The sequence below is a fragment of the Neorhizobium sp. USDA 3394 genome (genome assembly GCF_056280385.1).
The window spans coordinates 3,880,315-3,902,715 of the sequence record NZ_JBWCDU010000001.1 but is presented as its reverse complement, the minus strand read 5'-3'; the positions used below and the strand labels follow the sequence as shown (position 1 = coordinate 3,902,715).

The following is a 22,401-nucleotide window of genomic DNA, read 5'->3' as shown; positions in this document are numbered from 1 at the left end:
GGATCAATCGAAACTCTCGACCAGCTTCCGGCGGAACTCGTCCATGCGATAGACCGGGGTGGACGGCTGCGGGAGCATGCCCTTCTGCCAGTTCCAGCCGTCGAGGCGTTTCAGGAGGTCCGGGTTGCCGGTAACGATATGCATGGGTACGTCGCGCGAGGCCCCTTCGCCGGTAACAATCGACGCCGGCTGGTGGTCGCCGAGCAAGATGAACAGCGTGTTCCTGCCGTAACGCGCCATGTAGGAGCCGAGCGTTTCGAGCGTGTAGTCGATCGCGGTGAGGTATTGCGCCCGCACCCGGTTGGGATCGGCCCAGACGACTGAAGGCGGATCGCCGCTTTCCGCCTGCGAGTTGAAGGCCGCGCCGTCCCCGACCTTATCCCAGGGGATCAGCGACGGGATGGGTGTCCACGGGGCGTGGCTGGAAATCAGCGCCATTTCCGCCATGACCGGTTTATGGCCTCGCTCGTCACGGGCCTGCCGCTCCAGCCTCTCGAACGCCTCGAGCGTGAACTGATCCGGCATCGTCACCCAATTGAATGGTTTTCCGCGATATCCGAGCCCCGCAGCCGCATGGATGCTGTCGTAGCCGAAATAACCGGCTTCCGACCAGTCGAGCGTGATCGCCGGCATGACCGCCGTGGTGCGCCAGCCGGAGGAACGAAAGAGATTGTTGAGACTCTTGCGCTCGCTGGTGATCAGCCGGTCGTAGCGGCCCTGATTGTCGACCCAGAGGCCGGAGAGCAGCGTCCCATGCGCCAGCCAGCTGATGCCGCCGACGGTCGGCGAGGTGAGCCAGCCGCTGCGTGCCTGCAGGCCCACGGCTCCGATCTCCTTCTCCACCGAGGCCAGCCGGCTGCCAACGCGCGCCGCATAACGCGGATCCTCGATCGCGCTGCGGCCATAGGATTCGATGAAGACCAGCACAACGTCCGTGCCGGCAAGCGCCGAGAAATGCGGGCCGGCGGAAACCGGATCCTGCCTCAGTTCCTCTTCGAACCGGGCGAGATCGGCAATCGACTGCTTCACCATGGTGACGCGGTTGACGAAATAGGATGCCGCATGTGCCTCGACGCCGAGACTGCGGCGATCGAGGGTTTGCACCACCAGCGCCACCAGTCCGATCAACAGGACAGCACCGCTGGCGCGAAGGGATATGCGCCGGGCTCCGCACGAAAGACCCCGGAAACCGCCGAGCAACCAATAGAGAACGGCCGCGACAATCAGCCAGGCCAGAAGACCCACGCAGATGATCCCCACCGCCTCCGTGACGCCGACGGCTCCGCTGAGAAGGTTCCAGCCGTCGGTGAGGATCTTGAGGTCGAGATAGGGATTGAACGGCCGCTGGAAAGCGGTGCCGGTACCGATGTCCGCGAGTTTCAGGAACAGCATCGCGGCCGCCAGCAATGTGACCGCCCACCGCAAAAGGGAAAAGCCTGAACCTGTCAGCACCGAAGCCAGCAACGCAACCGCCGCAACTTCCAGCGGAAATCTGAGTTCCGATACATCGGTAAAATGGGAGGGAACGGCCACAATGGCTGCAACGATCGCCAGCGCAATCGTGATCCTCGGAAAGGGCGATCCATTTGCCTTGCGCTTTGCGATATGCCCTATTCTGGCAGCGTCACTCTGGCGAAAAGGCCGAAACTCGTTCATGCGCTATTCCTGCAAAACCTTCGGCCTATGCGTTTTCTGAAGCTTATAGGCTTATCTGCGGCCTTCGCACTTCTCATTGCCGTGATCCTCCGCTTCGATCCGCAACGGATTGCCGCAAGCCTGGCGTCGGCCGATTCGACCTATATAAGCGCCGGCCTCATCCTCGTGCAGGTGCAGATCGTGCTCTCGGCGCTCCGCTGGCGGTTCACGGCAACCCGGCTTGGCCAGCACCTCGGTGTCGGGAAAGCGATAGGCGACTATTATCTGGGAACGCTGCTCAACCAGATCTTGCCGGGCGGAGTGGCAGGCGATGCCGTCCGCGCTGTCCGCAACCGGACTCATGATGATGGTGGCTGGAAGGTGCCGGCGCAGGCCGTGCTGTTCGAGCGGATCGCCGGACAGGGAGTATTTTTCGTCATCGCGACCTTCGGCGTGATGTTCTGGCCGCTTCTGGGCGGGGCAGCGATCCCGGAAGACCTGCGCCATCTTATCTCCGGTTTCGCGCTCGTCGCCGCCGGCTTCGCCGTCATGTTCCTACTGCTGCTCCGCTTCCCGCCGCGCCGCATTCAGCCTCTGCTCGCAGCACTGAAGATGGCACTGGCGCAGGTCTTCCTGCGGGACCGGGCCTGGATCGTCCAGACACTGTTCAGCCTCGTCATCGTCGCAAGCTATATCGCGATGTTCATGCTCGCCTCCGCGGCCGTCGGCGCACCCCTACCGGCACTCGCGGCTGTCACCGCTATTCCGCTCTGTCTGCTGATGATGCTGATCCCCGCCACGATTGCCGGCTGGGGCGCCAGGGAGGCCGCGGCAGCCGCCCTCTGGCCGCTTTTCGGTTATGCCGCTTCCGACGGCGTGGCCGCCAGCATTCTCTATGGCATTCTGGCGCTTGTCGGCGCCGCACCCGGCCTGGCATTCATCCTCGCGGCGCTTTTCAGCAGCCGGAACCGTTGAACCGTCAGGCCTCCAGGCGAGCATAGATGTCCCCGGAGGACGCCTGATCGGCAAGGCCCGCGATATCGGCCAGCATCGCATCGGCGGTTGTCCATTCGTCATGGACGAAACGATGCCGCTCCCCCTCGACACGGTTGAAGCGATAGGGAGCAAGTTGCCGCAGATGGCCGATCGCCTCCTCGGCGATTTCCATCGTCACCGGGATATATTCGAAGGCGATCAGCGGGATCGGATGATGCAGCCCGGCGATGATATCTGCCTCGGCACCCTCCACGTCGATCTTGCAGAAGACCGGTTGGCCATATTCCTCAATCAGAGAATCGAGCGTCGTCATCGCCACGCGCTCGACACGGTCCCAGGTGACGTTGCGGAAACCGGAGGTCTTTTCGACTTTCGAGATCCAGGACGAGGATATGCTGGTCACGGTCGGGTGGCGGCTGGAAATATGCAGGTCGACGCTGCCGGACTCCTTGCCGACCGCCTTGCGCAACAGCGTCAACTCTTCGCCGGCAAAGGATCTCGCGATGAAGTCCGCAAATACGGGCTGCGGCTCCAGCGCGACGATCCTGGCGCCGAGCGACAGAAGCGTCCGGCTGCGGCTGCCGGCATGCGCACCGATATCGAAGATGAGATCGCCCTTGCGGACGAGGCCGGCATAGAACCGTCTTAGCGAAGAACGTCGCCAGGGCTGGCCGTAATAGATCAGCAGCGAGCGTGTCAGGCCCAGGGAAGCGGAAAAATCAGGCCGCGGCATGATCATCGCTCCTGCTCGCGTTCACCAGGAATATCACATCGACGGCGAAGGAATAGGTGAGCGAGGCGAGGGCCGCCGCCGCAAGCAGCGTGGAGACCGGCGAGGTAACGACCGGAAACAACATCAGACAGAGCGCCACGCCCTGAACGACGCAGATCGCCTTGCGGCGCATCGAATGCGGCAGTTCGCCCTTAAGCGCCGGAATGACCGCCTGCGCGCCGACATAGGCGTAGCGCATCAGGCCGATCAGCAGGACCCAGAGTCCCGCCTTGCCGAGCAACACTGCCGCCAGCGACAGGAAGAGGATCAGCAGCGCGTCGATCTCCATGTCGAATCGCGCGCCGAACCGGGAAGACGTCCCCGCCTGCCGTGCGAGGAAGCCGTCGATACCATCCAGAAGAAGCGCGAAAGCGACTACGAAACCGAGCATCCATGAGGCGTCCCGATCGAAGTCCACGCCGAATTGCGGCGACGCCAGCACCATCCCGCCTAAAACCGACGTGAGGGCGGCACGGATTGTCGTCACAATATTGGCGGCGCCGAAACGCCCATGCTCATGCGCGCGCAGATTGCCGAGCGCTATGGCGGAAATCGCCGCATAGATGATGAAGGCGCAGCAGGCGGCGGCCGTATCGATGCCGAGCCAGTCGCCGAGGAAATGCATGGCCGCAACCATCGCGGCAGCGAGGGTCATGGTTACGGCATAGGCATCCAGGGAGAGCAGACGGTGAGCCCTGCGCGCCGCCTGGCGATCCAGCCGCCCGGCATTCATCCAGTCAGCCATCGGACGTGCCTTTCTCGTCCAAGGGATGATATGAAATAGTCATGACGCTCTCCTCACATGCACTACATGGAGAAGAATACGGCGGGCAGCAAAGGCCGGATCCGCCAAACCGCCGTCAAATAAACGTGATGGCCATATCGCCCTCTCGCCGGACGGCTCCCTTGCCGTCATCGTCGAAGCCTCTAGGTCTGGATTGTTATGGCGTGAAAGGTGTGAGGCGTGACAAGGCGTGAGACAGCTCCGCGTGCGGCGGTGCAGAAGGCGGGACGAGCCCTCTGGATCGAGGAGACGGGCCGTTGCGCGCTTCGGCAGGAGACGCTGCCGGCGGCCTGCGAGGGCGAGGTTGTCGTCCGAACGCTCTATAGCGGTATCAGCCGAGGCACCGAATCTCTCGTTTTTTCCGGACAGGTGCCGGAAAGCGAGTACCAGCGCATGCGTGCCCCGCACCAGGCCGGCCAATTCCCCTTCCCGGTGAAATACGGTTATGCCGCCGTTGGCGTGGTCGAAGAAGGGCCTGAACATCTCGTCGGCAAAACTATATTCTGCCTGCATCCCCATCAGGACCGTTTTCGGGTGCCCGTTTCCGCCGCCCATCCGCTAGCCGGCGGCTTGCCCCCGAAGCGCGCCGTGCTGGCGGCCAATATGGAGACAGCACTCAACATCACCTGGGACGCAGGCATCCAGCCGGGCGACCGCGTGGTCGTTTTCGGCGCCGGCGTCGTCGGCCTTCTCGTCGCCTACCTTGCCTCGCGGATCATCGGTACCGAAGTGGTGATTTCCGATATCGAGCCGGAGCGCGCCGGAACTGCCGAGGCTCTCGGTCTTCGATTTTCGTCTGCCGGCCATGTGCCCCATGATTGCGACGTGCTGGTCAATGCTTCCGCCTCGGCAGATGCCCTGGCGACGGCGCTCGATCATGCCGGTATCGAGGCGCGCATCGTCGAGGCCAGCTGGTACGGGGATAGACACGTGGAGATCCCTCTCGGCGGCGCTTTCCATGCCAAGCGGCTTTCCATCGTCAGCTCGCAGGTGGCCTCCCTGCCGCCCGGACGTCGCGCCCGCTGGGACACAAGGCGACGCATGGGCAAGGCGCTCCAGCTTCTCGCCGACGACCGGCTCGACCACCTGATTTCGGGCGAAACACCGTTCGAGACCATCGCCGCCGACTACGCCGCGATTATCGGTTCGGCCGCCACGCTCTGTCACCGCATCAAGTATTGAAGGAAATCCCTAATGTTCGCCGTCGAAGTCCGCGATCACATCATGATCGCGCATAGTCTCGCCCGCCCGGTTTTCGGCCCCGCCCAGGGCATGCACGGGGCAACCTTCGTGGTCGACGCCGCCTTCTTCACCGGCGATCTGGACGAGAACGGCCTTGCCGTGGATATCGGGCTTGCGACCGACGTGCTGAAGGAAGTGCTGGCGCCGCTCAACTACCAGAACCTCGACACGCTGGAGATTTTCGCCGGCAAGGTGACGACCACGGAGTTCCTCGCCAAGCACATATTCGACCGCATCGCCGATGCCGTCCGGAATGGACGGCTCGGTGAGGGCGGTAGCCGCATCCGCAAACTGCGGGTCATGCTGCACGAATCGCACACCGCCCGCGGCTGGTTCGAGGCAGAACTGTGAACCGCGGTCTGGTCTTCGCCTATCCGGGCGAACTGGAAACCCGCACCGGCGGCTACGGCTACGATCGCCGTGCGGTCGCAGCCCTGCGCGACCTCGGCTGGAATGTCGAACTGATCTCCCTCGGCGACGGCTTTCCAAATCCGAGCGCGAAACAGCTAGACGCTGCCGAACGGATGCTCTCCAGGCTCGCCGACGGTAGTCTTGTGCTGATCGACGGCCTGGCCTTCGGCGTGATGGACGTATGGGCGGGGCGCGAAGCAAAGCGCCTGAAGATCATGGCGCTCGTGCACCACCCGCTGGCACTGGAGACAGGGCTCGACCGCGAGCAGCAGCAGGCCACCGCCGCCCGGGAAAAGGCGGCTCTGGCGCACACCCGGGGCATTATCGTCACATCGCATGCCACCGCTGCCGAACTCGCCGCCAATTACGCCATTCCCGCGGAAAGGATCACGGTCGCCATCCCTGGCATGGATCCGGCACCGCTGGCTGCCGGCGGCGGCGATCCGCCCCTGATCCTCAGCATCGGCACGCTGACCCGCCGCAAAGGCCACGACATACTGATTTCTGCGCTCGAAAAGCTGCGCGATCTGCCGTGGACATGCCGCATCGTCGGCAGCAAGGTGCTAGACCCCGACGTCGCAGCGCAACTCGAACGCCAGGTCGCCCAATCCGGGCTCGGTCACCGCATCGAACTCGCCGGCCAGATCGACGACACACGTTCCGAATTCGCCAAGGCCGATATCTTTGCGCTGGCAAGCCGTTATGAAGGTTACGGCATGGTGTTCGCCGAGGCGCTCGCGCAAGGGCTGCCGATCGTCGGCTGTGCGGCAGGGGCCGTGCCGGACGTCGTGCCCAAAAGCGCCGGCTTTCTCGTGCCGCCGGACGACCCGAACGCCTTCGCAGGCGCTCTGCGACGGCTGCTGGAGGAGCCCGAGACGCGCATTTCCATGGCCGACGCCGCAGCGATTGCCGGGGCCGGGCTTCCGTCCTGGCGGGACACTGCCGTCGCCATCTCCGGTTTTCTGGAAACGGTTTCATGAGCGGCTTCGACAGGGACTGGCTGGCGCTGCGCGAGCCCGTGGATGTTCGCGCACGGGACGCGGACTTGCTGGCAGCGGCTATACAATCCCTCGAAAGCGCCTCCGCCCCAACCATCCTCGATATCGGCTGCGGCACCGGCTCGACCTTCCGCGCGATTTCCCCGCGGCTTCGAAAGCCGGCTCACTTTCGGCTTTTCGACCACGACCACCGGCTGCTGGACGAAGCCCGCCGCTTGCATGGGGATGCTGTCGAACTCGTCCAGGGGGATCTCAATGAGATTGGAGAGCTGCCGCTCACCGATATCACCCTCGTGACCGCATCTGCGCTCTTCGATCTCTGTTCGGAGCAGTTCATTCGCCGTTTCGTCGCCCATGTCGCGCAGAGGGGTGCCAGTCTCTACGCGGCGCTCAACTATGACGGCCGGATGCGCTGGTCGAAGCCGCATCCGCTGGACGAGGCGGTGCTTGCAAGCTTCAACGCCCATCAGCTGAGTGACAAGGGTTTTGGATTTTCGCTGGGGCCGCGGGCCTGGGAGACGCTGGCCGGTTGCCTCAGGGAGAGCGGCTACACGGTGACGACCGCCGAAAGCCCATGGACGATGGCTGCCGACCACCGGGAGCTGCAGCGTCTGTTCCTCGACGGCGTGGTGCGCGCGGTCCATGAATACGGCCAGCTCGACGAAAACGAAATCCGCGACTGGGCCGATTTCCGGCGGAAAATGATCGGCCGCGAAGGCAGCCTATGCCAGGTCGGCCATCAGGACATCCTCGCAATCCGCTGAGACGGCCACCTGCTGCGCTTCAATGCGGAAATTGCAGTCGAACACGATATCCGTGCCGATATTGTAGACCTGAACCTCCGGGCGGCGGGCTTCCGACAGCCGGTCGATGGGGGAAAGACGAATGCCGGCAGGACCCGAACCGATGATGATCGGCGCCACCGAGATATGCATCCGGTCGATCATCTGGGCATCGACGAAGCGGGAAATGGTGGTTGCGCCTCCTTCGACGAGCACCTTGGCGAGGCCGCGTTCCGCGAGCGCCGCGAGAATATCCCGCGGCGAGAGCCCCCCATCCGCCTGGCGCGGCAGCCGGATGATCCGGCGCCGGTCGTTGCGGAGCGGAATGTCGTCAGCCTGCAAAACGAGCACGGGCGTCCCCCCGTCATGCAGCATCTTGGCTCGCTCCGGCATGCGGCCATTGCAATCCACCACGACCCGCACGGGGCTTTTGCCGCTGACGGCACGAACCGAAAGACTGGGGTCGTCGGCAACGACCGTCCCGACCCCGACGACCACCGCATCCACCAGCGCCCGGCACCGGTGCAGATGGGCAATCCCGTCGCAGCCCGACACATCCTGGGCATCGCCGGTCGGCGTCGCGACGCGGCCGTCCAGAGACTGGCCGACCTGGGCCAGAACCAGAGGCTCGCCGCGGATCGCGATCGGGCTGTAGAGCGAAAGACCGGAACCATCGACATCGGCGGAGAGCGCCACCGGGCGCAAGGATCCTTCGCGAAGCGAAAGCAGATGCTGCCACAGCTCTTCGGTCATCCTCACTGATCGCATGTCCCGCCTCGTCTTCCGGCCGAAAAAGATGAATGCCGGCACCCGCAAAAGGTTCCTCGCCCGCTGCATTCTCCCGTAGCTGTAATACGCGCGGAAAATTTCACCAGATCAACATTCCGTCAACCACCAGACACCAGACGGAGAAAGTTCCGGCCGCTGTGGTACAGAAAAGGCAAGCGCGGTTGCCGACCTCCATCGCCGCGAGAAGCGCATGAAGTGCGGCAATGCCCCCGACGGTTTCGGATAGTCGCGATGCGATCTCCATGGGTATCCTCAAGGCCCTGCAAATGTCATAGATGAAGCCCGGCCAATCGAGTACAGCTTGTGATGAGAGATATCCAGGAACAGAGTATTATCGAAGGCCTGTCCCAGCGGCACGGGTTCAGCCCTGGCGTGGTCGAGCACCTTGCGATGGCCTTGATCGCCGGGCATGCCAGTCAGGCACAGTTCAACCACGTCGAGCTTGGCGGCATGGGGCAATGGTCGAGCGGCGGCATGATCATGATCGGTGACATGTTCAACAATGGGTTGAAGCACCGGGTGGATTTGCTTTGCGGGGAGATCGCCGCTTATATCCGCTCTGGAGAACTCTCCGGCCCGAAGGTAGATCGGCCGTATCAATCCCAGAGACAGGGAGACGGAAACAGCTTCTTTTACCAGTCGAGTTCGCATAGCAGTTCGTGGCCTCAACATCTTGGCCAGCCCTCATCGACCGGCGCGCAGAACAGTCTTCGCTACGCCTTCTTTCCGGCAAGCCGCCGCCTGGCCATCGATGTAAACGGGCAGATCACGGTATACGACACAAAAGACCATAGCATCGGCGGTTTTTCGCAGCAGCAGAGCGGCGACCAGTCGTTGACCTTCACCTCACAGCACGGGCTCGTGCGCGTATCGGAATTGGAAATCGTATCGCCCGCTGACAACATGCCGACGCCGAACCAAGAACAGGAAACGCCGTCAGGCCAGAGCCCGAGCGTCGCTGCTCCATCGATAGCGGTTCTGAGCCCAAATATTCACTCCCCGCCGGCTGGCGTCGATCCAGACGATATCATCAGCAAGATTGAACGACTTGCTGGTCTGCATTCTAAAGGAATACTTTCAGACGACGAATTCACGGCGAAAAAGACGGAGTTGCTTAAACGACTGTAACACTGGCAGCCCAGGATCGTCATGGCGGAGAGGGTGGGATTCGAACCCACGATACGGTTGCCCGTATGCCGCATTTCGAGTGCGGTGCTTTCGACCACTCAGCCACCTCTCCGCTTAAAGACGTGTGACGCGTTGGTCAGCGCGGGCGTTCTCATAGCGGGCAAACATGGGGCTGGCAAGGGGCGAATATCAAGTCTTTATATCCTTTCGTCTTGACAGTTTTTTGTCGCTCGCGTATGTCCGCTCGCGATCAGGCGTGGAAAAGTATCCATGCCTCTTTGTTTGTGTGGAGGTTGTTGGAACAGCCGCACGAATTCCACCGGCAGACAAGTTCTAAAGATCACCTCTTTCGAAACCCTGCTAGAGCCCGACTGATAAAAAGACGGCCGCCTTTTATGAAGGCAGAGCCGGAAACGAACATGAAAGGATAAAAAATGTTCGCAGTCATCAAGACCGGCGGTAAGCAGTACCGCGTGGCAGCCAACGACGTGCTCACCATCGAAAAGCTGGAAGCCGAAGCTGGTTCAGTTGTAGAATTCAACGAAATCCTGGTTGTCGGCGTTGGTGCCGATGCCAAGTTCGGCGCACCCTTCGTTGCGGGTGCGACGGTCAAGGCCGAAGTGGTCGAGCATAATCGCGGCAAGAAGGTTCTTTCCTTCAAGAAGCGTCGCCGTCAGAATTCCAAGCGGATTCGCGGTCATCGCCAGCATCACACGGTCGTCCGCATCACGGACATCTTGGCTTAACAACGGGTTTCGAAGGTTAAAGGAGAACTCCAATGGCACATAAAAAAGCTGGCGGTTCGTCGCGCAACGGTCGCGATTCGAATTCCAAGCGCCTTGGCGTGAAGAAGTTCGGCGGCGAAGCCGTCATTCCGGGCAACATCATCGTACGTCAGCGCGGCACGCAGTGGCATCCGGGCGCCAATGTCGGCATCGGCACCGATCACACCATTTTTGCGCTTACCGAAGGCAATGTGAATTACCGAACCAAGGCCAATGGTCGTGTGTTCGTGTCCGTAATGCCGAAAGCCGAAGCAGCAGAATAAAGCCGGCAAGCGTTTTAAGCAGCCGGTGTCACATCGACCCGGCTGAACGCTTCACAAGGTTCAGTCAGAAAAAAGGGAAGATGGGACACCACCATCTTCCCTTTTTCTTTACCCCCAACAGGAGGACTGAACATGCAAGGCGAATTACTAAGGGCGAGCCAATCCCGGCCGCCAGAGGAACGGTTAAGACCCGACCGGTCGAGAAGCGATTGCCCCGTCTTATTGTCGCAGAGCTTAGTTCTGCGCACACCCCACGAAGAAGACATCGACGCACTTGCCCATCTCGCCAACAATGCGAATATCGCGACCATGGTGTCGCGTATGCCGCATCCCTATACGGCTAAGGACGCAGCCGATTTCGTGCGACGCACGAAGGCCGGCGAGATTGGCAAATGCGTCTACGCCATCACGCGAGGCGACAATGGTGCCTTTCTCGGTTGCTGCGCGCTCGAACCGCAACAGGACGAGAGAACGCTCGAACTCGGCTATTGGCTGGGCGAACCCTATTGGAACAGGGGCTACGCCACGGAAGCAGCCCACGCCCTGATCGACATGGCCTTCCGGACCCGCAACAACATCGACCATATCGATGCCCGCTGCCGGGTGACCAACATCGCCTCCCGGCGCGTGATCCAGAAATGCGGCTTCCAGTTCCAGGGCACCGGCATGATCGATTGCCTGGCGCTTGGCGGCATGGTCGCCGTCGAGTGGTTCCGGCTCGACCGCAAGACCTGGATGTCCTTGAGAAGCTGGGGAGAACTGCGATGAACGCCGCCGTCCTCCAGAAGACGAGTTCGACCGCCACGATGCCCGGCCCCTGCCCGGTCATCACCACGGAAAGGCTGGTTCTTCGCCCGCACAAGATCACCGATGCGACGGCGATTGCCGAATCGCTCGGCGATTTCAAGGTCGCCCGCATGCTGGCGCGGGTGCCGCAGCCCTATGACCGCCAGGACGCGCTGGATTGGCTCGTCCCGCATGCGTCCGGCATCCTGCCGGACTGGACGCTGGCGATCACCACCGGCGACGACATCCATATCGGCATGGTCGGTCTGGAACCGAGACGCGGTCAATGGCGTCTCGGCTATTGGCTGAACCGGCTCTACTGGGATCGGGGTTACATGACCGAAGCGGTGGCCGCGACGCTGGAACGTTTCTTCCGGCGGATGCCGGAAGCGCAGGTCTTTTCCGGGGCCTTTGCGGACAATCTGGCCTCGCTGAACGTCCAGAAGAAGCTCGGCTTCACCATCGTCGATGCGAACCAGCTCTTCAGCCTGTCCCGCAACCGCCAGGTCCCGCATATCGAGACCATGCTTTTGCCCGAGGATTTCCGGCGGCCGGCCCGACCGTGACGCTCAGGTAACAATGACCCGGCGGAGGAAACTCCGCCGGGTCATTCACTCGACCTCGACCCAGACCGGGAAATGGTCGGAACCAGGCGCCTCGTTGTCGATCCAGGCGTTTTTCAGCCGCGGCACCAGCCCGGCATTCACGAAGCAATGATCGAGATGCATCCTTATCGGCCCGTCGCCCGGCGGCTTCGCCCAAGTATAGGTTTCCGGCGTCACCGATCCGAGGCGGTCCAGCACGTCGACGGGCTCGTTGGCGCGCAGGATGCGGCCGTAGTAACGGTCCCGCTGGCCAGCCATGGCGATATATTCCGTCGATTCCGGCTCCATGTTGAAATCGCCCATCAGCAGGAAATCCTCCGGCAGCGGCAGATCGGGGAACCCCTCTTCGGCGGCGCCGGTCAACGAGCCGCCCTCGGAGGTGAAATTCACCACCCGCTCCTTGAGATAGCGGATCTGGCCGAGCCGTTCATCGGGAGAAACATGATCGAGGTGGACGGAATAGACCCGAAGCGGCCCGCCGGGCGCGACGATGACCGCTTCCAGCGCTCCGCGCTGCAGGTTGAGCATCTCGACGGTGCGGCTGCGGGGCAGCAGAAGGTGGCGGGTGGAAAGGATCGGCCAGCGCGACAGGATCATGTTGCCGAACTGGAAACGACGCTCGATGCGGCGGCCATTCTCGACCGAGACGTCGAGCAGCAGGTCGCAAGGTGCGCCATAGACATGAAAATGGTCCGGAAACAGATCCGAAAAACGGGCGACGAGATCCACATGACCGTTCCTGGGGAAGCCGCGGGTCACTTCCTGAAGCGCGATCACATCCGCTCCATCGATACTCGCGGCTATGCGTTCGGGATCGAACACACCATCCATGCCGATCCCGTATTGAATGTTATAGCTGACGAACTTCATGATATTCTTTGACCTCCGCCCCAACCGACGATATCGAAACCCCTATCGACATGCACTGAGCGCCCTAACTGAAGCGACAGGCATCCCGACTAACACAAGACTGACGGCGACAAGATGAAATTTCTCGACGAGGCAAAAGTCTATATCCGCTCCGGCGACGGCGGCGCGGGCGCGGTCTCGTTCCGGCGGGAAAAGTTCGTCGAGTTCGGCGGACCTGATGGCGGTGACGGCGGGCGTGGCGGCGACGTGTGGGTGGAGGCGGTCAACGGCCTCAACACCCTGATCGATTTCCGCTTCCAGCAGCATTTCAAGGGCCAGACCGGCACCCACGGCATGGGCCGCAACCGCACCGGCGCCAATGGCGGCGAAGTGACGTTGAAAGTGCCTGTCGGCACCCAGATTTTCGAGGAAGACAACGAGACTCTGATCATCGACCTCACCCGCGAAGGCCAGAGGTTCCGGCTGGCCAAGGGTGGCAATGGCGGCTTCGGCAACACCCATTTCAAAAGCGCGACCAACCAGGCGCCGAACTGGGCCAATCCTGGCCTTGAAGGCGAGGAAAAGACGATCTGGCTGCGGCTGAAGCTGATCGCCGACGCCGGCCTCGTCGGAATGCCGAATGCCGGCAAGTCGACCTTCCTTGCCAGCGTCACCCGCGCCCGTCCGAAGATCGCCAACTACCCGTTCACGACGCTGCATCCCAATCTCGGCGTCGCCACCATCGACGGCCGCGAATTCGTACTCGCCGATATTCCCGGCCTGATCGAAGGCGCCCATGAGGGTGTCGGCATCGGCGATCGGTTCCTCGGCCATGTCGAGCGCACCCGCGTGCTCCTGCATCTGGTCTCCTCCGTCGAGGAAAAGGTCGGCCAGGCCTACAAGACCGTCAAACACGAACTTGAGGCCTATGGCGGCGGCCTGATCGACAAGCCGGTCATCGTGGCGCTGTCGCAGATCGACGTGCTCGATGACAAGGAACTGAAGAAGAAGGCGAAGGAACTGGAAAAGGCCTGCGGCCAGACGCCGTTCCTGATCTCCGCCGTCACCGGCAAGGGCATGACCGAGGTGCTGCGCGCCCTGCGCGACGTCATCGTCGAAGCGAGCGGCGTCAACGAAACCGCGCTGCCCGATCGCTCCACCCCCATTCAGGATCTCGATGAGGACGAGGACGCATGACGGCTGTCCGTAAACCGCTCGCCAGCCATCGCCGCATCGTCATCAAGATCGGCTCGGCGCTGCTCGTCGACCGCAAGACGGGCCTGAAGTCGCAGTGGCTTGATGCCATCTGCGCCGATATCGCCGCGTTGAAGGCGAGAGGCATCGACGTTCTGGTCGTTTCTTCCGGCGCGATCGCCATGGGCCGCACCGTGCTCGACCTGCCCTCCGGCGCGCTGAAGCTCGAGGAAAGCCAGGCGGCGGCAGCCGTCGGCCAGATCGCGCTTGCCCGCGCCTGGTCGGAAAGTCTTTCGCGCGACGGCATCGTGGCTGGCCAGATCCTGCTGACGCTGGGCGACACGGAAGAGCGCCGCCGTTACCTCAACGCCCGCGCCACGATCAACCAGCTCTTGAAGATCGGCGCGGTGCCGATCATCAACGAGAACGATACGGTCGCCACGACCGAAATCCGTTACGGCGACAACGATCGCCTCGCCGCCCGCGTCGCCACCATGACCAGCGCCGATCTCCTGGTTCTGCTCTCAGACATCGACGGCCTCTACACCGCCCCGCCGCATCTCGACCCGGACGCGAAATTCCTGGAAATCGTCCCGGCGATCACGCCGGAGATAGAAGCCATGGCCGGCGGCGCCGCATCCGAATTGTCGCGCGGCGGCATGCGCACCAAGATCGATGCCGGCAAGATTGCGACCGGTGCCGGCTGCGCCATGATCATCGCATCCGGCAAGACGGATCATCCGCTGCGTGCCATCGAGCAGGGCACCCGCTCCTCGTGGTTTGCACCCTCCGGCACTCCCGTGACCGCGCGAAAAACCTGGATCGCGGGACAGCTTCAGCCGGCCGGCGAACTTTTCGTCGACGAGGGCGCTGAAACCGCGCTCGGCACCGGCAAGAGCCTGCTGCCGGCCGGCGTGCGCCGCATCGACGGCCATTTCCATCGCGGCGACACGGTCGCGATCATCGGCATCGACGGGCGCGAGATCGCCCGCGGGCTGGTGAGCTACGATGCCGAGGAAGCCCGCCAGATCACCGGGCGCAAGTCCGGCGAGATCGAGGCGATCCTCGGTTATGCCGGCCGCGCCGCCATGGTCCATCGCGATGACCTTGTCATGACCGGGCCGGCGAAGCGGAAAGTAAAAAAAGAAGACCGCAAGGAGGATGCCGCCCATGCTTGATATGGTTGCGAAGACCGGCGACGTCGCCGCGGTGATGGGTGAGATCGGCCGCAATGCGAAGGCTGCGGCCCGCCAGCTTGCGACGGCCTCGACCGAAGCGAAGAACAAGGCGTTGAACGCCATGGCGGATGCGATCCTTGCCGACAAGGACAGGATCCTCGCCGCCAATGCTGCCGACCTGAAAGGCGTCGAAGGCAAAAAACTGCTGCCGTCGTTCATCGACCGGCTGACGCTCACCGAAAAGTCCATCGCCGGCATGGCACAGGCGCTGCGCGAGATCGCCGAGTTCAAGGATCCTGTCGGTGAAGTCATCGCCGCCTGGGACCGTCCGAACGGGCTGAAGATCGAACGCGTCCGTACCCCGCTTGGCGTCATCGGCGTGATCTATGAAAGCCGGCCGAACGTCACCGCCGATGCCGGCGCGCTCTGCCTCAAGGCCGGCAATGCCGTGATCCTGCGCGGTGGTTCGGATTCCGCGCAGTCGTCGGAGGCGATCCACGATTGCCTCGTGGCCGGTCTGAAGGCTGCCGGCCTTCCGGAACATGCGATCCAGATCGTGCCGACCACCGACCGCGCCGCCGTCGGCGCCATGCTGTCGGGCCTCGATGGCGCGATCGACGTGATCGTGCCGCGCGGCGGCAAGAGCCTCGTCGCGCGTGTCCAGAACGAGGCGCGCGTGCCGGTCTTCGCCCATCTCGAAGGCCTCTGCCATATCTATGTGGACTCCTCCGCGGACCTGGAGATGGCGAAGAAAATCGTTGTCAACGCCAAGATGCGCCGCACCGGCGTCTGCGGCGCGGCCGAGACCATGCTGGTCGACAGTGCCGGGATCGGCACGCATCTGATGCCGATCCTGGAAGCGCTGACGGAAGCCGGCTGTGAAATCCGCGCCTCGGCGACCGTCCTCAAGGTCTTTCCGGGCTTCAAGCCTGCGACGGAAGAGGATTGGCGCACCGAATATCTGGACGCGGTCATCTCGGTTGCGATCGTCGACGGTATTTCCGGCGCCATCCGCCACATCAACACCTATTCCTCCAACCACACGGAAGCTGTCATCGCCGAGGATCCGCAGGTCGTGTCGCGTTTCTTCAACGAACTCGATTCGGCGATCCTGCTGCACAATGCCTCCACCCAGTTCGCCGATGGCGGCGAGTTCGGCATGGGCGGCGAGATCGGCATTTCGACTGGCAAGATGCATGCGCGCGGCCCCGTCGGCGTCGAGCAGCTGACCTCTTTCAAATACCGGGTGCACGGCACCGGCCAGATCCGGCCCTGATCGCGCGTGACGGAAGAGACGATCGACCGCCGATATCTGGTCATGCCGCATGCCGAACGGGGCATGGCCGTCGGCCTGTTCGGCGGCTCGTTCAATCCACCCCATGAGGGCCATCTCCTGGTCGCCGAGATCGCGCTGAGGCGCCTCGGCCTCGACCAGCTGTGGTGGATGGTGACCCCCGGCAACCCGCTGAAAAGCCGCTCCGAACTTGCTTCGCTCGGCGACCGGCTGGCGATGAGCGAAAAGCTGATCGACGATCCGCGCATCAAGATCACCGCTTTCGAAAAGACGCTCGGCGGATCCTATACCGCCGATACGCTGGCCTTCGTGAAGGCCAAGAACCCGCTCGTGCATTTCGTCTGGGTGATGGGCGCCGACAGCCTGAAAACCTTCCACCACTGGCAGAAATGGCAGACGATCGCCTCGACTTTCCCGATCGCGGTCATCGACCGGCCAGGGGCGACCCTGTCGTTCCTGTCGTCGAAGATGGCCCGCACCTTCGATTACGCCCGTGTGGACGAGGATGACGCAGGGACGCTGTGGAAGCGGCGCGCACCGGCCTGGACCTTCATCCACGGCCCGCGTTCAGCCCTGAGCTCCACGGCGATCCGCGCCGCCAACGACCAGAAACCGGGCTAGCACCGGCCAAGCCGCTGCGACGAAAGGGGTCTACATCTTTCTATCACCTTTTCGGGCGCTCTCTTGAAAGATTAAGAATTCGATGCCACCTTAAATACAGCGGCCGAGCGTGAATCGGATTCGCTTTAAGTGCCTGTAGCTGTTACCCGGATGAAAGGACAAACCCTGACAACAGTACACGCCAAGGGCAGGACGGCCTCCGTTCTCCCGCAGAGCCTGGAACGTGGCGCCGATGCTGCTGCCCGTGCTCTCGAACTGGTCCTCGCAAGTCTCGAGGACTCCAAAGCTGAAGACATCGTCACCATCAACATTGCTGGAAAATCAGCGCTCGGGGACTACATGGTCGTTGTCTCCGGACGATCGAACCGGCATGTCATGGCCATCAGCGATCACCTGATTTCCGACCTGAAGGACGAGGGGCTTGGCAACGCCCGCGTCGAAGGGCAGGAGACGGGTGACTGGGTGCTCATTGACACCGGTGACATCATCGTTCACGTGTTCCGCCCTGAAATTCGCGCGTTCTACAACATCGAAAAGATGTGGGCGACGCCGGATATCGAGGAAGGCACATTGCTGCACTGACGGGTTCGGGCATGCCCTGAACCGTCGGACTGAGGTCGAAACCAGGCGGCTGGGTGTCAACTCGCCGCAAGATGGAATTTTCGGCCGCAAAATCAACGGATCAGGACATGCGAATAAGCCTTTTCGCCGTGGGACGGCTAAAGACCGGACCGGAGAAGGAACTTGCGTCCCGTTATCTCGACCGCTTCGCCAAGGCTGGCCCAGCGGTAGGCCTGGAATTGTCGAAACTGATCGAGATCCAGGAAAGCCGCGCGACGAATGCCGACACCCGCAAGCGCGAAGAAGCCGGCGCGCTTGAGAAGGTGCTTCCCGATGGCGCGGTTCTCATTCTTCTCGACGAACGCGGCAAGGCGCTCGACAGTGAGGCATTTGCCGGCACGATCGGTCGATATCGCGACAGCGGCAAACGCGACCTGATGCTGGCGATCGGTGGAGCCGACGGGCTCGATCCGGACTTGCGCGAACGGGCAGATATGGTGCTCAACCTCGGTTCGATGACCTGGCCGCACCAACTGGTCCGCATTCTGATCGCCGAACAGCTCTACCGCGCCGTCACCATCCTTTCGGGCCATCCCTATCACAGGGCTTAAACGATCGTTTACCTTCAAACACGATGTTGTTTGTGGCCTCGCCGGGCAAATCAGCTTAGGCTTTCTCGATCCGGCGGATAGCGGAGCGGGAATGCGGACAATCAGGATCACATCGTACCGGCGCGCGCTGCTTCTGAAGGCGGCTCTCGGTTTCGCGCTGGTCCCAACCCTCCAGATCTCCAATACCGCGCACGCCCAGAATGTGGCCTCGCCGACGGCGCCCCAGGCGGCACCGGCCACGGCAGTCGATCCCACGGCCGATCTGCAGCGCCGCCGCAACGAAACCCGCGGCGAGCTCGAAGTTCTGACCAAGAGCATGAAGATTTCGGGCGACAGGGCTGCCGCCATCGAAAAGACCATCGCCGATATCAGGAAGAACACCGCCGATGTCCGCCAGGCGCTGATCGATTCGGCGGCACGCCGCAGAGGCCTGGAAACCAAGATCCTCGACAGCGAGAAGAAGATCGCCGAACTAAAGCACAAGGAGGACGGTATTCGCACCTCCCTGCGCGGCCGCCGCGCGGTGCTGGCCGAAGTTCTCGCCGCCCTCCAGCGCATGGGCCGCAATCCGCCGCCTGCACTTCTGGTGACGCCCGATGATGCGCTCGCCTCCGTTCGCAGCGCGATCCTCCTCGGCGCCGTCGTTCCCGGCATGCGCCACGAGGCGGACAAGCTGGTTGCCGACCTTCAGTCCCTGGCCTCTCTGCAGGCCTTGGCGATGACCGAGAAGACCACAGTCTCCAGCACCATTGCCGCGAGCCTCGAAGAGGACCGCCGCATGGCCCTCCTGCTTGCAGAAAACGAAAAGTTGAACAAGCGCAACGCAGCCGATCTCGACGCCGAGCGCCGCCGCTCCGAGGAGCTTGCCGGTCGCGCCACCACGCTCGAAAACCTCATTCAGTCGTTCGAAGGTGAAATCGCCTCGGTGCGCGAGGCAATCGACCAGGCACGCGCCGAGGAAGAACGCCAGCGCATGATGTCGGACGCCGAGCGCGAAAGGGCAAAGCAGCTTGCCCAAAGCGGCGTGCCTGACAAAAACCGCATTGCGCCCGCATACGCGTTTTCAAGCCTCAGGCAGAAGCTGGAGCTTCCGGTCGCCGGAGATGTATTGCGGTGGTTCGGCGACGCCGACGGGACAGGGCACACGGCGAGAGGCATGACGGTTGCTTCGAACGCGGGTGCCGTGGTGACGGCGCCGGCTGACGGCCTGGTAGTTTTCGCCGGAGCCTTCCGGAGTTACGGACAGATGATCATCCTCAATGCCGGAGATGGATACCATCTGGTTCTGACCGGCATGGACGTTGTGAATGCACGGCAGGGCAAGTTCGTTTTCGCAGGCGAGCCCATTGCCGTGATGGGTGAGAAAAGAGTGGCAAGCGCAACCGCATTGGCGCTGGAAACAGATCGTCCAACGCTTTACATTGAATTCCGAAAAGATGGCACACCGGTCGATTCCAAGCCGTGGTGGACCTCGAAAGAAACTGGAAGGGCACGAAATGATTCGTAGGGCTTCTCTTGTCATCGTCGGTGCACTCTTGGGTGCGACCGCGATGAGCGTGATTTATTCGGCCGGTGTGCCGGCGCAGGCCGCCGGCCCTTCGACCTATCGGGAACTGTCGATCTTCGGCGACGTGTTCGAACGCGTGCGCGCCCAGTATGTGACGCCGCCGAATGAGGAAAAGCTCGTCGAGAACGCCATCAACGGCATGTTGACCTCGCTCGATCCCCATTCGAGCTTCATGAATGCCAAGGATGCCGAGGACATGCGCACGCAGACGCGTGGCGAGTTCGGCGGCCTCGGCATCGAAGTGACGATGGAAAACGAACTCGTCAAGGTCATCGCACCGATCGACGATACGCCCGCCTCCAAGGCCGGCATTCTGGCAGGCGACTTCATCTCCGAGATCGATGGCGCGCCGGTGCGCGGCCTGAAGCTCGAAGAAGCCGTCGAGAAGATGCGCGGCGGCGTCAATACCCCAATCAAGCTGACGATCATCCGTCAGGGCGCCGACAAGCCGCTCGACATCACCGTGGTACGCGACATCATCGCGGTCCGCGCCGTGAAGTCCCGTGTCGAAGGCGGCGATGTCGGTTATGTCCGCGTCATCTCCTTCACCGAGAAGACCTATGACGACCTCGAAAAGGCGATCAAGAAGATCAAGGCGGATGTCCCGGCCGACAAGCTGAAGGGCTATGTCCTCGACCTGCGCCTCAACCCGGGCGGTCTGCTCGATCAGGCGATCAATGTTTCCGACGCCTTCCTGGAACGTGGCGAAGTGGTTTCGACCCGCGGCCGCAATGCAGACGAAACCCGCCGCTTCAATGCCGGCCCAGGCGATCTGACCGACGGCAAGCCGGTCATCGTGCTTGTCAACGGCGGTTCGGCTTCCGCTTCGGAAATCGTCGCCGGTGCGCTCCAGGATCTGCGCCGCGCCACGGTTCTCGGCACGCGCTCCTTCGGCAAGGGTTCGGTCCAGACGATCATCCCGCTCGGCGATGCCGGCGCGCTGCGTCTGACCACCGCGCTCTATTACACGCCGTCGGGCAAGTCGATCCAGGGCACCGGCATCCAGCCGGACATTAAGGTCGAACAGCCGCTGCCGCCGGAACTGCAGGGCAAGGTCAGGGCTGAAGGCGAATCGAGCCTGCGCGGCCATATCCAGGGCGCGGCCGAAACCGACGAAGGTTCCGGTTCCGTCGCCTACGTGCCGCCGGAAGCCAAGGACGACCTCCAGCTCAACTATGCTCTCGACCTCTTCCGCGGCGCCAAGAAGGATCCGTCCTTCCCGCCGAGCCCGGATAAGGCCGCCGCCGCCACGATCAAGAAGTAAAGACATCATCGGGCCGGCCAGCGTGACGCTTTGAAACGTCCCGCTGGCCGGTTCTTCGTATCTGCAGAAGAAACGCGGAATAGACCTTGGGCACCGATCTCCATGCACCGCTCGGACAGAACCGGCCGGCCGCTCGGCGACGGAACCGAAGGTTTTCTCTTGCAATCGTTTTTGCGACGCTTGCAGTTGCCGGCGTGCTGGGGCTTTCGCTCTACGCCATGCGCGGCGATGATGCGCTGAAGCAGACGGCTTCCAGCGTTCCGCCCGCTTCCAAGCCCGAACAGGTCCAGCCTCTCACAAAATCCGGCCAGAGCGCAGCGCCGGAGCAATCCACGGGCATGCCCCGTTCCGATCCGAATTCCGGCGCCAATATCGAGCGGACGCTGACCGATGACGGGTCGGTGGTGACCAAATACACCCCCCGCCCGCGCGACGGCAGCGGACCCGTGATGATCGGCACGCAGCGGATCGGCCAGGATCCCCGCATGGCTGCCCAGCCAAACGACGCGCTTCTGGAGGATTCGCCCCATGGCCGGCTGCCGATTATCGGGCCTGGTGGGCAGCGGCCGATGGATCAGTATGCGCGGCCCTGGTCCGGCGCGCGCGGAACCCGCATCGCGATCGTCGTCGGCGGTCTAGGCCTCAGCCAGACGGGCACCCAGCGGGCGATCCGCGACCTGCCGCCGACGGTGACGCTCGCCTTTGCTGTCAGCGGCAACAGCCTGCAGCGCTGGATGCAGGAAGCCCGCCGCGCCGGCCACGAAATCCTGATCCAGGTGCCGTTCGAACCGTTCGATTACCCGGCAAACGATCCCGGCCCCGGAACCCTGCTGACCAAGATGGCACCGAAGGACAATCTCGGCCGCCTTCACCGGGCCATGGGCGAGATCACCAACTATACCGGCGTCATGAACTATCTCGGCGGCCGTTATCTCTCGGACGCCGGCGCGTTGGAGCCGGTCCTGCGCGATATTTCCAAGCGGGGACTGCTTTTCCTCGACGACGGGACATCCGCGCAGTCGAAGACGGCGATCCTTGCCAAGGCGATCGAACTGCCCCACGCCTTTGGCGATCTGACGCTTGACGGGCAGTTGCAGAAGGATGCCATCCTGAAGAAGCTTGACGAACTGGAGCGTATAGCCGGCCGCAAGGGCACGGCGATCGGCATCGCCTCGGCTTTCGACGAGAGCATCGATGCGATAAGGCAATGGAGCGAGGAAGTCTCGCAGCGCGGTATCGAGATTGTCGGCGTCTCGTCGCTTGCGAGCGAAAGCGTCGGACCGTAA

Annotated in this window: 24 protein-coding genes and 1 tRNA gene; 19 read left to right on the top strand and 6 right to left on the bottom strand. The window is 62.7% G+C overall.

Annotated elements, in window-relative coordinates:
* Positions 1–3 precede the first annotated feature (3 nt).
* Positions 4–1,656 (bottom strand): sulfatase-like hydrolase/transferase, encoded by a 1,653-nt coding sequence (locus tag ACZ9EJ_RS19265; RefSeq protein WP_046641813.1) that lies wholly within the window; start codon positions 1,654–1,656, stop codon positions 4–6.
* Between the two features lie 27 nt (positions 1,657–1,683).
* On the opposite strand from ACZ9EJ_RS19265, the gene ACZ9EJ_RS19260 reads away from it, so the two are divergent.
* Complete coding sequence (locus ACZ9EJ_RS19260) at positions 1,684–2,610, top strand: lysylphosphatidylglycerol synthase transmembrane domain-containing protein (RefSeq protein WP_046641812.1); 927 nt, start codon at positions 1,684–1,686, stop codon at positions 2,608–2,610.
* Between the two features lie 4 nt (positions 2,611–2,614).
* On the opposite strand, the gene ACZ9EJ_RS19255 is transcribed toward ACZ9EJ_RS19260, so the two are convergent.
* Together ACZ9EJ_RS19255 and ACZ9EJ_RS19250 are read right to left on the bottom strand one after the other, a co-directional pair.
* Positions 2,615–3,364, bottom strand: a complete 750-nt coding sequence (locus tag ACZ9EJ_RS19255; RefSeq protein WP_046641853.1) for an FkbM family methyltransferase — start codon at positions 3,362–3,364, stop codon at positions 2,615–2,617.
* On the bottom strand, positions 3,351–4,148 hold the full coding sequence (locus tag ACZ9EJ_RS19250; protein WP_052764678.1) for a CDP-alcohol phosphatidyltransferase family protein: 798 nt from the start codon (positions 4,146–4,148) through the stop codon (positions 3,351–3,353). The genes ACZ9EJ_RS19255 and ACZ9EJ_RS19250 overlap by 14 nt, the downstream gene beginning before the upstream one ends.
* A gap of 219 nt (positions 4,149–4,367) precedes the next feature.
* Here ACZ9EJ_RS19250 and ACZ9EJ_RS19245 point away from each other — a divergent pair, with 219 nt between their 5' ends.
* From ACZ9EJ_RS19245 to ACZ9EJ_RS19230, 4 genes are read left to right on the top strand one after another with little or no spacing between them, the layout of a single operon-like run.
* On the top strand, positions 4,368–5,369 hold the full coding sequence (locus ACZ9EJ_RS19245; protein ID WP_251090765.1) for a zinc-dependent alcohol dehydrogenase: 1,002 nt from the start codon (positions 4,368–4,370) through the stop codon (positions 5,367–5,369).
* 12 nt (positions 5,370–5,381) lie between these two features.
* A complete protein-coding gene (locus tag ACZ9EJ_RS19240) occupies positions 5,382–5,780 on the top strand; it encodes a 6-pyruvoyl trahydropterin synthase family protein (protein WP_046641810.1) in 399 nt (132 codons plus the stop codon).
* Positions 5,777–6,820 carry a glycosyltransferase family 4 protein gene (locus tag ACZ9EJ_RS19235; RefSeq protein WP_046641809.1) on the top strand — a complete coding sequence of 348 codons (1,044 nt, stop codon included), beginning with the start codon at positions 5,777–5,779 and terminating at the stop codon, positions 6,818–6,820. The genes ACZ9EJ_RS19240 and ACZ9EJ_RS19235 overlap by 4 nt, the downstream gene beginning before the upstream one ends.
* On the top strand, positions 6,817–7,602 hold the full coding sequence (locus ACZ9EJ_RS19230) for a class I SAM-dependent methyltransferase (RefSeq protein WP_046641808.1): 786 nt from the start codon (positions 6,817–6,819) through the stop codon (positions 7,600–7,602). The genes ACZ9EJ_RS19235 and ACZ9EJ_RS19230 overlap by 4 nt, the downstream gene beginning before the upstream one ends.
* Here ACZ9EJ_RS19230 and ACZ9EJ_RS19225 read toward each other — a convergent pair.
* On the bottom strand, positions 7,561–8,388 hold the full coding sequence (locus ACZ9EJ_RS19225; RefSeq protein WP_046641851.1) for a RibD family protein: 828 nt from the start codon (positions 8,386–8,388) through the stop codon (positions 7,561–7,563). The genes ACZ9EJ_RS19230 and ACZ9EJ_RS19225 overlap by 42 nt on opposite strands.
* 327 nt (positions 8,389–8,715) lie before the next feature.
* Between ACZ9EJ_RS19225 and ACZ9EJ_RS19220 the strand changes: the two genes are divergently transcribed.
* The gene (locus ACZ9EJ_RS19220) at positions 8,716–9,537 is read left to right on the top strand and encodes an SHOCT domain-containing protein (RefSeq protein ID WP_046641807.1); all 822 of its coding nucleotides are present in this window, start codon (positions 8,716–8,718) and stop codon (positions 9,535–9,537) included.
* Positions 9,538–9,559: 22 nt separating this feature from the next.
* Here ACZ9EJ_RS19220 and ACZ9EJ_RS19215 read toward each other — a convergent pair.
* Positions 9,560–9,649: transfer RNA gene (locus ACZ9EJ_RS19215), tRNA-Ser, on the bottom strand.
* 322 nt (positions 9,650–9,971) lie between these two features.
* Between ACZ9EJ_RS19215 and rplU the strand changes: the two genes are divergently transcribed.
* The 4 genes from rplU (at position 9,972) to ACZ9EJ_RS19195 (ending at position 11,937) form a co-directional block, all read left to right on the top strand.
* Positions 9,972–10,283: a 50S ribosomal protein L21 gene (rplU, locus tag ACZ9EJ_RS19210; protein WP_007757413.1), complete on the top strand. Its 312-nt coding sequence runs from the start codon at positions 9,972–9,974 to the stop codon at positions 10,281–10,283.
* 32 nt (positions 10,284–10,315) lie between these two features.
* Entirely contained in the window at positions 10,316–10,585 is a 270-nt protein-coding gene (rpmA, locus tag ACZ9EJ_RS19205; protein WP_046606682.1) for a 50S ribosomal protein L27, read from the top strand.
* 132 nt (positions 10,586–10,717) lie between these two features.
* Positions 10,718–11,353 carry a GNAT family N-acetyltransferase gene (locus ACZ9EJ_RS19200; RefSeq protein WP_046641806.1) on the top strand — a complete coding sequence of 212 codons (636 nt, stop codon included), beginning with the start codon at positions 10,718–10,720 and terminating at the stop codon, positions 11,351–11,353.
* Positions 11,350–11,937, top strand: a complete 588-nt coding sequence (locus ACZ9EJ_RS19195; protein ID WP_046641805.1) for a GNAT family N-acetyltransferase — start codon at positions 11,350–11,352, stop codon at positions 11,935–11,937. The genes ACZ9EJ_RS19200 and ACZ9EJ_RS19195 overlap by 4 nt, the downstream gene beginning before the upstream one ends.
* A 45-nt stretch (positions 11,938–11,982) precedes the next feature.
* On the opposite strand, the gene ACZ9EJ_RS19190 is transcribed toward ACZ9EJ_RS19195, so the two are convergent.
* Complete coding sequence (locus ACZ9EJ_RS19190; protein ID WP_046641804.1) at positions 11,983–12,846, bottom strand: endonuclease/exonuclease/phosphatase family protein; 864 nt, start codon at positions 12,844–12,846, stop codon at positions 11,983–11,985.
* A 114-nt stretch (positions 12,847–12,960) separates the two neighbouring features.
* On the opposite strand from ACZ9EJ_RS19190, the gene obgE reads away from it, so the two are divergent.
* The 9 genes from obgE to ACZ9EJ_RS19145 all read left to right on the top strand — a co-directional run bounded on the left by obgE (position 12,961) and on the right by ACZ9EJ_RS19145 (position 22,401).
* Positions 12,961–14,022 carry a GTPase ObgE gene (gene obgE, locus ACZ9EJ_RS19185; protein ID WP_046634686.1) on the top strand — a complete coding sequence of 354 codons (1,062 nt, stop codon included), beginning with the start codon at positions 12,961–12,963 and terminating at the stop codon, positions 14,020–14,022.
* Positions 14,019–15,197, top strand: a complete 1,179-nt coding sequence (gene proB, locus ACZ9EJ_RS19180) for a glutamate 5-kinase (RefSeq protein WP_046634684.1) — start codon at positions 14,019–14,021, stop codon at positions 15,195–15,197. The genes obgE and proB overlap by 4 nt, the downstream gene beginning before the upstream one ends.
* Entirely contained in the window at positions 15,190–16,473 is a 1,284-nt protein-coding gene (locus tag ACZ9EJ_RS19175; RefSeq protein WP_046641803.1) for a glutamate-5-semialdehyde dehydrogenase, read from the top strand. The genes proB and ACZ9EJ_RS19175 overlap by 8 nt, the downstream gene beginning before the upstream one ends.
* A 42-nt stretch (positions 16,474–16,515) precedes the next feature.
* Positions 16,516–17,112, top strand: coding sequence for a nicotinate-nucleotide adenylyltransferase (locus tag ACZ9EJ_RS19170; protein ID WP_285230013.1), 597 nt, complete (start codon positions 16,516–16,518; stop codon positions 17,110–17,112).
* A 150-nt stretch (positions 17,113–17,262) separates the two neighbouring features.
* Positions 17,263–17,694 (top strand): ribosome silencing factor, encoded by a 432-nt coding sequence (gene rsfS / locus ACZ9EJ_RS19165; protein ID WP_037086221.1) that lies wholly within the window; start codon positions 17,263–17,265, stop codon positions 17,692–17,694.
* 107 nt (positions 17,695–17,801) lie between these two features.
* Positions 17,802–18,284, top strand: coding sequence for a 23S rRNA (pseudouridine(1915)-N(3))-methyltransferase RlmH (gene rlmH, locus ACZ9EJ_RS19160; RefSeq protein WP_046641850.1), 483 nt, complete (start codon positions 17,802–17,804; stop codon positions 18,282–18,284).
* 91 nt (positions 18,285–18,375) lie between these two features.
* A complete protein-coding gene (locus ACZ9EJ_RS19155; protein WP_052764677.1) occupies positions 18,376–19,791 on the top strand; it encodes a murein hydrolase activator EnvC family protein in 1,416 nt (471 codons plus the stop codon).
* Entirely contained in the window at positions 19,781–21,115 is a 1,335-nt protein-coding gene (locus ACZ9EJ_RS19150) for a S41 family peptidase (protein WP_046641802.1), read from the top strand. Before ACZ9EJ_RS19155 ends, ACZ9EJ_RS19150 begins: the two co-directional genes overlap by 11 nt.
* 86 nt (positions 21,116–21,201) lie before the next feature.
* Positions 21,202–22,401: a divergent polysaccharide deacetylase family protein gene (locus tag ACZ9EJ_RS19145; protein WP_046641801.1), complete on the top strand. Its 1,200-nt coding sequence runs from the start codon at positions 21,202–21,204 to the stop codon at positions 22,399–22,401.